At 26.6% G+C, this 14,837-nt stretch carries 4 protein-coding genes; all 4 read right to left on the bottom strand.

Going from position 1 to position 14,837, the window contains the following annotated elements:
* Positions 1–80 precede the first annotated feature (80 nt).
* The 4 genes from MBBAR_RS02245 to MBBAR_RS02230 all read right to left on the bottom strand — a co-directional run bounded on the left by MBBAR_RS02245 (position 81) and on the right by MBBAR_RS02230 (position 14,796).
* Positions 81–4,700, bottom strand: a complete 4,620-nt coding sequence (locus MBBAR_RS02245) for a right-handed parallel beta-helix repeat-containing protein (RefSeq protein WP_080459658.1) — start codon at positions 4,698–4,700, stop codon at positions 81–83.
* A 408-nt stretch (positions 4,701–5,108) separates the two neighbouring features.
* Entirely contained in the window at positions 5,109–8,090 is a 2,982-nt protein-coding gene (locus MBBAR_RS02240; protein ID WP_080459657.1) for a CARDB domain-containing protein, read from the bottom strand.
* Between the two features lie 172 nt (positions 8,091–8,262).
* Positions 8,263–13,116: a cobaltochelatase subunit CobN gene (locus MBBAR_RS02235; protein ID WP_080459656.1), complete on the bottom strand. Its 4,854-nt coding sequence runs from the start codon at positions 13,114–13,116 to the stop codon at positions 8,263–8,265.
* A gap of 198 nt (positions 13,117–13,314) precedes the next feature.
* Complete coding sequence (locus MBBAR_RS02230; protein WP_080459655.1) at positions 13,315–14,796, bottom strand: Ig-like domain-containing protein; 1,482 nt, start codon at positions 14,794–14,796, stop codon at positions 13,315–13,317.
* Positions 14,797–14,837: the final 41 nt, after the last annotated feature.

The raw sequence follows: 14,837 nt of genomic DNA, 5'->3' as shown, positions 1-14,837 counted from the left end.
AACTAATAAAAATTAATAAAAAGTAAGTTTAAAAATTAAAAATATTATTAGAGTTAAAATAAAAAAATAAAAGAATATTACTAAACTTTAAATTTTTTTAAATTATTTTTATAGTTAGATTCAACAACTGCCTTATTATAATTTACATTAACATATTTAGTATACTTTTTATGAGTTGAATACTTAAAGAAGGTAAATTTTTGAGTCAGTTGTTTACCTTTAGGTATTGACTTTACTGTAAAAATCTTTCCTTTTTTACCATAACCTATTTTAATTCTAAATTTCCCAGATTCAGCTGTCCCTTGATTTTTAATAGTTATAATATATTTATTTCCAGATCTTTTGATAGATTTAATAGTTAGGTCTGCTTTGAATCTTTGATAATTAGAAGTTTTAAAGGAAATTTTATTATTTTTATAGTTTGTTTCATTTATAGCTTTATTGTAATTTATTTCAACATATTTTGTATATTTTTTATGAGTAGAATATTTAAAGAAATTTACATTAATTGTTTTAGATTTATTTGGATCAATTGAACCTATTTTAACTATTTTATACTTTTTACCAAACCAAATCTTAAGTTTAGAAGCTTTAGAAGTTGATTCACCTTGATTTTTTACAGTAATTTTGTATTTATAATTTCCTGATTTTTTAACATGAGTTATAATCAAATCAGCATGATTTTTTACAGTATAATATCCTGTAACATTGCAAGATCCTTGTGTATCATCATCAACAAATAAAATTACAAACTTAGTCTTACCTATATTTAGTCCTGAGAATCCAAAAGTAGCTATTCCATTAGAAGTAGTATTAGCCAAATAAACCTTATTTCCAATTATTAAATATAAAGTTTTACCAGACAAGGCTTTACCTGCACTATTTTTTAATACAGCTTGAATAATACTAATTTTTCCTATTTCTGAAGGAATTGAATAAAATGTAAGGATAGATTTATCTTTAATTTTAACTATTCCTTCATTAGACCCATTTAAATGATTATAAGAGACCAAAGCATCTGCTTTCAAGTTATAAGATCCAACATTTAAGCCTTTTCTTTCAATATAATTATAAACAGCTATACCCTCAGAATTTGTTCTGTTTGAGCCAACATAAAACCCATTCACATAAAAATCAACTTTAACATTAGAAACAGAATTATTTCTTTTATCTGTTACTTTAGCAGACAGTTTAACAGAGCCACCTTTTATTCCAGTAGAATTGAGTATTATAACTTCAATAGGAGCTTTATTAACAGTTAAATTAGAATATATAGTGTAATCTTCAAAACCATCTTTAATAATTACTGCTTTAATCTGATATACTCCATAATTTAATCCATTAAATATTTTATTCCAATTAAATCCTGCAACCCCATCAGTAATATAGCTTTCATTAAATAATGTCCATGTTCCCTCATAAAAGACATAAAATTTGACTTTAGCACCATTGACATCTCCTGTTTGGCTATTAACATGGAATGTTGAATTAGCAGTACCATTAACTTCAGTTGAAACTGGTGGTAATGTTGCTTCAAAAGAGTGATAATAATTTCTTTCAATAACATTCATCCCTGCAATTGAACTTACAGAATCTTTTCCTTTTTTCCCATCCATATCAGTAGTATTTAAAAAATTATATACAATTTTATTACCTGATGTATTAGTACAATTAATAGCATATTCTCCTGAAGAGATTATTGAATTATTAGTGATATTGTTACCATTTGAATTAGCAATAAGTAAAATACCAGCATTACCATAAGGAATAACATCATGGTGTGTTCCTTCAAGTGGTGTAGTTAATCTATTACCATTAACATTGATTGTATTATAAGAAATAGAGTTTCCAGAGGAGGAATAAAGAGCAATTCCATAACTATAACTACCCTGAGACTCGATATTATTATTTGAAATTATATTATAGTTGGATTCAAAAGCTTCTATTGCATAGTTTACTATTGCTGAAGTTCTAATTGTGTTATTAGCAATTGTATTTAATTGAGATTTTTCAAGTGTTATACCATAGCTATAGTTGCCTCCCCAACATTCAAAAGTATTATCAGATACGATAGTATCATAACTATTTTGACCAGAGATAAAACCAGACACAAAATAAGGTCCAACAAGAGTGACCCTATTATTTTTAAAAATATTGTTTTTAGCTGTAGTTGAATTTGTTCCTGTTGGAGATCCTAATACACCCATTCCATATAAAAACGGATCTTTAGCTATTATCTCTATTATATTACCTATTACTTCATTATTATGACTATCATAATAGATATCTATACCTACAATTGAATTTTGACCATCATTAATAGGATCAATAGCATTTTCTAAAGCAGAAGTCGCATATATACGATTATTAATTATTTTATTATTATCAGAACCGATTAATATAATACCATAAGTTCTATAAATTTCTGGAATTATATGAGTACCATCATCATCAGTACCTCCAACACAAGTACCACCAGTACAAGTACCATCAACACAGGTGCCTCCAACACAAGTACCACCAGTACAAGTACCTCCAACACAAGTGCCATTATCACATTCAGTACAATTTCCAACGTGATGATTGTATAAGTCTTTAGTTCCAGTAACATTTATAATATTATCTTGGATTGTGCAATTATTAGCTCCATCAAGGAAAATTCCAAATGTTAAGAAGTCACCTTTCACAGTGATCCTATTATATTTAATTTTAGCATTATCTGATTTAGAAATCCAAATTCCATAAGCTGTTTTTGTATGATTCAAAGTTATATTACAATAATTAATTTCAACATTATTTGCTTCTACTATAATTATCCCCATATTATTAGAATTGATTATATTTATAGAATCAATTCTAGCCCCATCAATAATAATTTTAAATGTAGTATTGTAAAAGTAAGCTCCATTTCCTTCAATTTTAACTACACGATTTATAATTATGTTCTTATTATAAAAGTTTCCTGAGATAATTAAAATGTCTCTATCACTTACATTACTTGTTAAAGTTCCATCACTTGTAAAATAATCATCATAATTACTTTCATTTACATAATGAGATTCACCATCAAATATTGGAGTTGAATTTGGAATTGACACTACACCATTAGGATCCCTATATTTTCCACCTCCATAAATAATATTACCCTGACCGTCAAAAAGTATAGATCCAGGACTATCATCAGCATTTTTCGCATCAACTGCAAATTCTCCAGTAGTATTTAGTTTATTATTTTTTATAATAACATTTTTAGGGAATTTACTATTAGATGCTTTATCTAACATTATACAAACACCATTAGTAGAATTTATATAATTATTTTCAATTAAGATCAAATTGTTAGTTCCAAAAATAGAAATTCCTTTTCCAGCTTTAGTTGCAATAGAATTATTTTGAAGTGTTATATTTTCACTAACACTAACTTGCATAGCATATCCATTAATAGTGAAAATTGTATTATTTCTTATTGAAGAATTAGTACCTGAAAACTCAATCCCTACTTCATTAGTTGTAGACTGGTTAATATAATTATTAATTATATTAATATAATTTCCACTTGCGGAAATTCCTATACCTGGTTTATCAGAAGTACCTTTAGACTGTAAATCATTGTCAGTTATATTAATATAGTTTCCTGAAACTGAAATACCTCTTTGAGCACCTCTAACTTTATTATTTTTTATATTGTTATAATCACCATTACTTATAGCTATTGCCCAGCACCAATCTCCAGAAACCCCATATATTATATTTCCAGATATATTATTATTGGTAGAAGATTTACTACCTGAAAAATCAGCAAAAGCTGCTGTACATAGATAAATACAGTTTGAACCATCGGATTCAAGTGTGTTATTTTCTATTACATTATAATGAGAATCTCCTAAAACAATTAATGAGTGTGTTTGGCCTTGACCTGCATTGTTAGGAGTTTGTTTTATTGTGTTTCCTATAATTCTATTATAATTTGATCTAACAACAGGAATAGAATAAGCATTAAGACCGTTTAGAGTGAAGCTACAATTTTCGATTTTATTGTACTGAGTTCCAGTTAAATGAACTCCATGCCCATTATTATTACTATTATTAAAAGTTAAATTTGTTATATTTGAACCAGAACCAGTATTAATAATAGTAATAGTACATTTAACCAATTTACCATCACCCTTTGTTGTAATAATATTTAATGGTATGGATATTATAAAGTTTTTATTTGTTAATGTTCCTTGAATATATAAAGTATCTCCAGCATTAATTCCTGATCTAATTGATCCATTATTATAAAAAAAGTCATTATAATTGGAATTATTTATAATATAAGTAACAGGAGTACTAGCAATAATCATATTTTGAACATTTAAAGAAGATTCAGTTGAAAAAGGCTGATCTATAATAGAGCCTAATCCAGAATTAGAATCTTTAAAATTATTATAATCATTATTAGATGTATTTTCTTTATTTGAATTACCATTACCATTTAAATTATTATCATTAACACCATTAACATCAAAACTATCATCAGCATTGTTATCATTAACAATATTAGCATCAACCAAATTAGAATCAATAAAATTGCCATTAATACTATTATCATTAACAGCATTATTATCAAAACTATTAGTATCAGCAGCATTTGCTGTTCCTAATGCTAAAAAAATTAAAAGAACAATAAATACCATAGTTATTTTTAATTTTCCCATTTTTTCCCTCAAATTATTTTTTTATCGAATTAAATTCAATTGAATATAAAAATTACAATTCTATTAATTATAACAATTAATTTAAAGTCATAAAAAAACTTTAAAATATTTTTTAGCTAAATTAAATCAAATTAAATAATATTTTATGAATTTAAATTAATTAATAATAAAAAATTTATAAAGATTACTTTATATAAATTCAACATCATTTGATATTATAATTCTTTTAATAAATTCTTATTAATAAATATTCCTATATTTTTTAAAAAAACAAAGAGAAGATAAAAAAAATTATGACAAAAATGAAAATAATAATAAAAAATGAGAATAAAAATAAAAAAGAAAATAAAAAATAAGAATAAAAAGAAAAAATTAAGATAAACTTTTCTTTAATCTATATATTTATATTTAAACCTTAAATTTTTTCTTATTATTGTTATAATTAGATTCTAAAGCTTTTTTATTATAATTTATCTGTGCAATCTTAGTATATTTGTTATTAGCTAATTTTTTTAAGAATTTTACTTTTAATGTTATAGATTTGCCAGGGTTTATTCCTTTGGCTGTAGCTAGATTGTATTTATTTTTTTTATAGAATATTTTTAACTTAGATATAGTAGACTTAGCTGAACCTTGATTTTTAATAGTAATTTGATAGCTATTGCCCTGTTTTTTGACTTTTTTAATGATTAAGTCTGGTATTCCTTTAACAACCTGATATTTAGTATTAGAAGATTTCAATAAGGCTGTATTTCCTACATAATCGGCAGTGACTCTGAATTTACCCACTTTAAGAGAGGAAATCTTAAATGTAGCTACACCTTTAGAATTAGTAGTTGCATAATAAAGTTTTCCATTGATTTTTAATTGGATTTTAGTATTAGCTACTAAATTTCCATCTTCATCTTTAAGAATCGCTTTAATAGTAGCAATTTTCCCTTTATAGATTGTTTTTGTAAGTATGTCTAAGGTAGTTTTTTTGGGAGTGTTTCCAGATATTAGATCAGAAGATTTATCAGTGAAGATAGCCGCTTTTCCAACTTTTTTAGCATTATCAGAAGTGACTATATTGTTTTTTATTGTATTTTTAGAATCTATATCACTTCCATTAATGAATATTCCATAATCTCCTCCTTTTTTATAAATAGAAGTTATCTTATTATTAATAATAGTTATATTAGAAGACCCTTGAGTAAAAAATATTCCTCCATGCCCAAATCCAATTGAATCAAAGCCATTAACAATTTTACTAGAATCAATACCTTTAATTATTATAATATTTCCTTCAACAAGATCACTTAAAGCTCCTGCAGCTGCATAACCATAAACTGCATCACCATCTCCTGTAATATTATTATTCTTAATAGTATTATATAAAGAATTATATGATTGAATTAAATAAATCATACCGCCCTTTGCATTGATATTATTAGAAATTATTTGGTTTTTATTTGATTTTTGTGTATAATCCCAAGCAGACATGTCACTTATTGCAATACCATAAACAAAATTTTTACCATATAAAGAAAGAATGTTATTTGATACGATAGTTCCAATAGCTCCAGTTAAAGAAATACCTCCTGCATAATATCCAGAATTTATATTTATTTTATTTCCACTGATAGTATTATTTATAGTATTATAGCCATAAGATCCAAGAGAAATGCCATAGAAATATACTGGATTTAAAGGATTAGGATTACCAATCATCTCAATATTATTATTCAAAATTTTATTTCTTACACTATCTCCTGTAATAGATATTCCAGTTACAGAATAATAAAGTGCATCTCCTACATTCATTATAAGTATTCGATTATTTTCAAGAATATTATCATTAGACTCTTCAATTGCTAAAACACATGAATCACTTATCATATATAAATCTTTAATAAGTGATCCAGAAGACCCATCTTTTAAGATAATTTGACAAAATGAAATCACAGATGTCTGATTGAAAGGAATAATAGTTAATTTTCTGTCAATATTAAATTTCTTTTTATTTAAATTTCCTAACCTAAGTGTATCATTATTAGTAACATTAATATTAGCTAAAAAGTCTCCATTATTATCAAAAAAGTTATAATAAGATTCATCATCAATAAAGAATGTTTGTAGATTGTTTGCATATGTAAAATTTTGAGGAGGATATGATTCATTAACCCAAACAATGACTCCATTATTTGTTTCAAGCCTATTATTTGTAATATTTATATTGTTACAACTAGTAGCACTGCTTCTTGAAAATAAAATAATAGGATTATTTCCTGTTGGAATAACATCTGAACCTTTACTAACAGAAGTATAATCTCCACCATAAACAGTTATGTTATTTCCTAGGATATTCATATATCTGGATCCATATGCAGCAATTCCATATACTGAAACTCCTTTACCATAAATATTATTGTTAGCTATGGTAAAAATTCCATTATTGTCTGGATCGATTGAATATATTTCATTCATTGTAGGATTATCAAAGTAAACACCTAATTGAAACAGTTCTATTAAATATAAAACTTTTCCATACCCTTTGATAATATTATCACTAATATTTACATTAGAGACAGTATGCTCAACACTTGCTGTTGATGGAACCAAATCAGATACTACAATTCCATAAACAAAGTTTTCAGATTTTAAATCTAACTGATTTTTAAATATTGTGAGATTAATTATAGAATCGGCTTGGATACCCCAAATACCTCCTCCAGAACCAGATCCATTTACAACACCAGTTATTATATTATTACTAATTATATAATTCATTGGATTCATACCTGGATTAGAATATCCCCCAGATATATCTGGCTGAATATACATTCCATAAGTACGAAGAGCTTCACCCACCATATTAATAACATTATCAGATATATTTATAAAATTTCCAGCCCCTATAGAATAAATACCATAAAGATTACCAGAAGCTGACATTAAGCTAGTTCCCCTAATATTAATAATATTATTAATAACATTAATATTAGAAACATCACCATCTAAATTAATAGCCATTTTATCAATATTATCAAAAATAAGATTTTTAATTATAGATCCAGAAGCATCTTCACTTATTTTGATTGTAGAATTAATAATTTTACCAGATTTTTTACCATCAATAATGACTTTTTTATCAAAATTTAATTTTTTATTAGTTAAAGTTCCATTGATGAATAAAGTATCTCCATCTTCAAAGTCAGAGTCATCTTTAATTTTTCCATCTGAATCAAAGTAAATATCATAATTATCATCATTAATTGATATTTCTTTAGATGAATTTGTTGAAGTAGACGAACTTGTTGAAGTACCATTTTCATCAGATGCACTTACAGTTCCCATAGCTATAAAAATTAAAAAAATAGCTAAAAAAAATGTGAATTTTTTTGATATCATTTATTTTACCTCATATATTTTTATATTTGAATTTAATTAATTTTTATAAATTTATCCTATTATTATACCTCTAAATATTAAGAAGGAATATTAAAGTTAAATTTATAAAAATAATGATGAAAATAATAGCTAAAAGATAATGTTTTCATTCTATTATTTTGTTCTATTGTTTTTATTCCTCTGATTTATTTCTAACATATCCTACAACAAATAAACCTATTAAAGCTAATACTGCAACTATAAATGCTGCAGAAACACCAGATTCTTCACCACTAGTATTCTGTTGATTTTTATCAACTTCATATGATTTACTATCTCCTTGACCAGCTGCAGAACTAGATTGATCACCTTGAGATGATGAATCTCCACTTGTTCCAGCTTCACCATTCGGACCATTGGCACCAGATTCTCCAACTGAATTACTGTCTCCAGAACTCCCATCTGGATTCATTGCTCCCTGTGTATTTGGAGAATATTGGCTTTTTCCTTGATAACCAGATAAATCTTGATTTCCCCAATCTTTTAATTGTCCTTCATATCTTTCAGTGCCTAAAATTGCACTAACATCATATTTAACCTTTGTTGAAGATTGTAATTCTTCCAAAAACTTCTTTTTTTCAGCATAAGATAAAGATGAAGCTTGAACAAGCCATTTATTAAACTCTATATTTGCACAAGTATGGTGACAACAAGCTACCCCATATTGAATAACTGCCTTTATATATTTGTCTATTAACTTCTGTAATACTTTAGGATCTGCTTTAAACATTCCCTTTTGAGCAACAACAAGAACCCAGCCTGCCATACTTTGAAAAGACGCAGACTTATAATCAGCATTAATATCAAATGATGAATCTAAAAGATTTTTAGCTAAACCATTCCATACACTATCTGAAATTAAACCTTTTCCATTTTTTCCAGTAGCTGTTGCTGCAAACCCATATACATTTTCATATTTTTCTGCATAGGATAACCATCCTGAAGCGGTTTCCAAAAGTTTATCCCTCGATTTTGGATTTAAAAGCATAGTTCTTATTTCAAATGTTATTTCTTCCTCTAAAGTTCTACTTATATAATTATTAGAGTTTCTAATATCTACAATTCCAGTATCAGGATTTGCACCTAAATATTGACTAGCTCCAAGTAAACCTCCAAACCAATCATAATAATCATCACTATCTAAAAATCTCCATGTACTATCAATATTTTGAGTTATTAAGTCTGTTTTTCCAAGAAGGTATTCATAAGTCTCTCTTTTTTCACTTACAACTAATCTACCATTTTCATCAACAGTCCAAGAGTTTGATACTCTTGAAAGATAGATTTCTGCTAAGTCTTTAGTAAGGTTTGTACTATTCCACCATTTATTAGTATTTGGAATATAATCACTCATACCAGTTCCTTCAAGAATAGCACCTGGAAGACCAAATATACGATCTAAAGAAGGAGTTTCATTATAATGTTTTTTAACATAATTCCATTTAAAAGATTCATCAGCATCATTTACTAATTTTACTGCATTAACCATTAAAGAAATCCAATAAACATTACTTGTAACAGCACTAGCATAAACGTCAATACGAGGACGATTAATTATTTTGCCATTGGATAGTTTAATTTTTAAATCATCTAATGGTATTAAGTTAGCACCAGTTACTTTTCCTGTTTTATCCCATTCAGGTGAAACACCTAAAAAGTACAAAAATTCAGCTATACCAATACCTTCAGTACGTAATATTTCAGTACCCCACATTACAAGTCCAACTAACTCAGGAAACTTACCATTCTTTTCATAATACTGAACTAACAATTGATCTACAATCTTCTTACCGGCTTCCCAAGCTGCTTGACTTGGCATTTTAGTAGTATCTGTAGTATGAATATTTCTACCAGTAGGTAATGATTCACCATATGCAGGATCAACAGCTAATCCAGGTAAAACATATTCCCCAGATAAAGCCTTTAATATTGATTCCCACTCCATATTATCTTGAATATTCCTTATAGTCTGATTACAATAATCAAGATTAGACATAAAAGTTTCATCATTAATTCCCGATTCATTGAAAAATTCAGTCATATTAGTAATATTTCCCATTAAAAGCTGCTCTATAAAATTTATTAACCATTCTTGAGTTTTATTAGTTACATTAGAATATTTTTGATCATATTTCATATAATTATAATCTATATTTTCATATTCTGGATAAAGCATATTCTTAATATAATTATATATATGAGTTTTAGATGATACAATTGTAATAACCTCTTGAACCATCTCATCACCAGTCAAAACATAACCTAATGAATGTAAACCAAATGTGATAATATCATTATCTAAATCTTCAAGATAGTGATGAAGTTCATCTAACCATTTGTCAAAATTTTGATTTTTAGTTGGACCCTCAAAATAAAGTTCTTTTGAAAGATTTAATATAAGGTTTTTGTATGATTCAGCAAGAGAAGCATCCCCCATTCTTTTATGTTCATTGTAACTACTTATATAACCATTTAATTTTACTAAATCACCATATAACTCAGAAACAACCATTGCTGGAGTCATGTGGCTTATTACAAGAGCCATTGATCTTTCTTTAGCTATTAAAGCTTCTCCAGGATTAGAAACAATATATGGATAAATATTAGGAATACCGGATAATTCAAAAGTCCAATCATCTCCTTGTAATCCTATAGATCTTCCAGGCAAGAATTCTAGAGTACCATGAGTTCCCATATGAATCATAGCATCTGCTTTAAAAACTTCTTTAAGCCAACAATAAAAAGTTATGTATTGTTGATGAGGAGGAAGAGTCAAATCATGATAATTTTCCACTTCTTCCCATCCCCTACTTGGTTGAAAAGTTATAAAAATATTTCCACACATCATACCAGGAATTACAATATAAGAATCATTATAAACCATTATATCTCCAAGACCAGAACCCCATTTTTTAATCAATTGATCCTGGAGTGTTTTGTTTAAACTTTTATAAAATTTTATATATTGAAGTAAATCAACTAATTGATTATTCTTATTAAGGTCAAAATATTTAAGATATGATTCTATTATTGCAAGATCATTTGGATCTTTTACAAGTTTATCCCACTTACCTTCAACATAACTATCTAAAAGCCCTTGTGCCCATGACCCCTTATTACCAAACATTGAAAGGAGAGTATAAAGTGTTGTAGAATTAGGAATTTCTTCTTCAGACATTCCAATATTATATCCTGCTCTAGATAATTGGACTAATAGATCATGAACACTTTGGAAAACATCTAAATAAGAAGCTCCAATTTCTGCTTTTCCAGGAGGATAATTATATAAAATAACAGCTATTTTTTTATCAAAATTATCTTTTTCTTTTAAGTTAGCCCAACCTAATGTGGTTTCTACTAATTTTTTAACACCATCTTTTATAATACGAGAATTTCCATCCTTATCAACATAAGAAACTGCAATAGCCCCATACACACCTTCCATACTAGGGATAGTAACACCATATGTCCATTCTGATTGTGGACCATACTGACTATTATAACTATATTCGCTTATATCATTCAATGCTTTTAAAATTTCAACATTAATCTTTGTAAATTCATCAATAGCTCCACCATTACCCATATTATTATAATCCATAGACCAACTATATAAGGAGTTTACAGCAACTATATTGAATTTTGAACTCATATCTAAGAGAATTGAAGCCATTGATGGAGAAGTTACTCTTTGAAAGACATTGAATGCTGGTCTTTTCTTTAATTCATACTCCTTAATTAAAGCATCTACTAATGAACCCCCATAACCATAGCTAGCTATAATCACATAACCAGATTCAGTGATATTATTAGCTTTTTTATATTCATTATATATACTTTCAAATCTTTCATAAAGATCTGAAATACTTGTACCATTAAGCCATTCAACATAATTTTCCACCATCCAATTTAAACTACCTTGATTATCACTATTAAAACCAGGATTTGTTCTAATCCAGTTGGCCACATCAATAGGGTCAGGTCTAAAATCTATTACTTGTTGTTCCAAATTAGGATGGTATATTCCCCAAATAGCATCTATTAATGGGGTCCTGTTTGTATCTTCTGTAGGGTCAATGTTAGATTCATTCATTAAAAATAAAATGTAATCAAATAAATTTTCCATATTCTTAATTAAAACTTCACTAAGAGCAACTTCCTCGGCTTGATAATATGTTCCAACAAATGTATTTTCAACACTATGAAAATTACCTCCAATAAAATTTAAATCAATATCATTATCATAGTCACCAAAACAATAAGCGATATTACCTTTTTTATTTGCAGGAGTATCAATAAACCATTCATAACTATATTCAGCTTTTCCTGTCATATACATATCAATATAAATAAAATTGGCATAATCAAGTATCCATTGCATTTTCAATAACTCAGTTTTACTTGCTTGAGAATCTAAAAAATAAACCCTATCACTTATATTCATTAATTTATCAATTTTAACTTTATTACCACTATAAGGAGTTACAAAAATAATATCTGGAACAAATAAATGAGTGAAATTATCAGAACTATAGTTTAATGTCTTAGTACCTGAATAAGACAAATAATTAGAATAAGAAATATTTATTAAATAGGTTCCAGGATTTAATGGATTAGAAATATATTTACCATATTGATCAGTATAACCATATGAAACAAGATTGTTTGATAAATCAGTTATTCTCACATAAGCTCCTTTTACAGCAAAACCATCTTCACTAAGTTTTTTTGAGCTTTTGTTATATGCTTCTTTTACAATAACAGTGATTTTAGAGTTTGAAGCTACAGTTTGAACAGAATTAGATTTTACATTTGAATTAGCAGTTTCAATAGTGTTAACATTCTTATTACTAACAATATTAGTATCACTAATATCATTAGAATTAGATGAATCAGTATTTTCTGCAAAAGAAAAATTCATGAAGCATATACTAACAAAAAATAATATAATTAATATAACAAATATTTTTTTAAAATTAATTCCCATGAATTTTTCCTCCTAGTATTTTTTATAAATTTTTTAAAGTTTTATTCAATTATTTAAAATAATATATTCTTGATTCATCCAAATACTGTGTAATTATTCATTTATTATTTATTCACAAAATTATTATGTACAATTATTTATAGTTATCATATAAAGCTATTAATAGCTATTAAATCTATTATAACCATTATCTACTATTTATCTTACTACAAATGACAATTTATTATTATATTCAAGTCGAGTGCTAGAAGTTTTGATTATTTTAGGTTTTAAGTTGAATTTACCCTTTTTAGATGTTAGTATCCAATATAATCTTGCAGATTTTGATTTATGAACTTTTAATTTTTTCAAAGTCCATGTAAGAGTTCTTTTTTTTGCATTATAGATAACTTTACCAGTAGAAACCTTTGGTTTGAAGTATTTAAACTTTTTAGGAATCTTATAAGATATTTTAAATGAAGATTTTTTAGGACCAACATTTATCAAAGTGGTTTGAATATATACTCTTTTATTTTTAACCAATCTATTATTAATTACAAATAAAGTAGAAGAAGGTATGCTAAATGTTTTTGATTTAGTAACACTAGTATGGTTTTCATCACCATTAAATACAGCTTTGATAGTAAATTTACCTATAAATTTAACTTTATAAATTAAGCCTGCCATAGTTTGATAATTAATTGTTCCATTGCCAACTAACTTATTATTTACATAAAACTTAACTTTTTTACCGACTAAAGATGTTATACCCTTATTTAAAGTAACTATTATTGCACTTTTTTGATTATAATACCCTTTAAATTTATTGATAGAAATTTGAGTTTTAAGTTTTGATACAGATAATTTTCCTGTTGCATCATCAGCTTTATAATCATTACCATTATATTTAGAAGTTACAAGTAAATTACCCACTTGATCAAGCCTATAAGTAAGTTTAGCTAAACCTTGGCTATTTGTAGTGGCTTGACCAATTCTAACACCATTAATCTCAAAATAAATGACTTTTTTAGAAATACCAATATTATTCTTATCAGTAAATAAAGCAGTTAATGTAATATTTTTCCCAAACATTCCAGAAGCAGGATATACTTTTAAATAAGATTTAGCTCCTTGAATAGCCATTCCTGCTTCAACATCTTCAGTAGGATAATCAGTTCCAGAATAACTAGCTCTTATAACAAAATTATCATAAGCTGGTGGTTTATAATTAAAATTAGCTATTCCTTGTTCATTTGTATTTGCTTCACCCACCTTCACATCATCAACATAAAAAATTATTTTTCTATTACTAAGAGGGTTATTATTTTGATCAGTTAAAGTAGCACTTAAAACAACACCTTCATCATAACTACCATAGACATTAGGAACAGATAATTTTCCAGAATAGTTATTTTCATTATAGTCAACATTAGCAGAATTAAAACTATTATAATCAGAAGAAGTATTAGAAGTATTGGAACTAGTAGAAATATTAGAAGTAGTAGAATTATTAAAAGTATCAGTATTATAATTAGTAGAATTAACTTCAAAATCACCATAACTATTAGTATAAAAATCATTATCTAGAGCATTTTCTACTTCAGAAGCATTTGTTTCTTCACAAGCTAAAGAAATAAGAGCTAAAAACAATATAAATGAAAATATTAAAATTTTAAAATGACTCTCTGAATTTTTATACATACATAAACCCTTTTAATTCAATGCTAAAAATTAATGATATT

It is taken from the genome of Methanobrevibacter arboriphilus JCM 13429 = DSM 1125, from assembly GCF_002072215.1.
GTDB classification, from domain to species: Archaea; Methanobacteriota; Methanobacteria; order Methanobacteriales; family Methanobacteriaceae; genus Methanobinarius; species Methanobinarius arboriphilicus.
This window is presented reverse-complemented; position numbering and strand designations above follow the sequence as displayed.

Excerpts from the sequence above, each read along its gene's own strand:
- MBBAR_RS02245 (WP_080459658.1), bottom strand. The coding sequence starts at position 4,700 with ATGGGAAAATTAAAAATAACTATGGTATTTATTGTTCTTTTAATTTTT.
- MBBAR_RS02240 (WP_080459657.1), bottom strand. The coding sequence starts at position 8,090 with ATGATATCAAAAAAATTCACATTTTTTTTAGCTATTTTTTTAATTTTT.
- MBBAR_RS02235 (WP_080459656.1), bottom strand. The coding sequence starts at position 13,116 with ATGGGAATTAATTTTAAAAAAATATTTGTTATATTAATTATATTATTT.
- MBBAR_RS02230 (WP_080459655.1), bottom strand. The coding sequence starts at position 14,796 with ATGTATAAAAATTCAGAGAGTCATTTTAAAATTTTAATATTTTCATTT.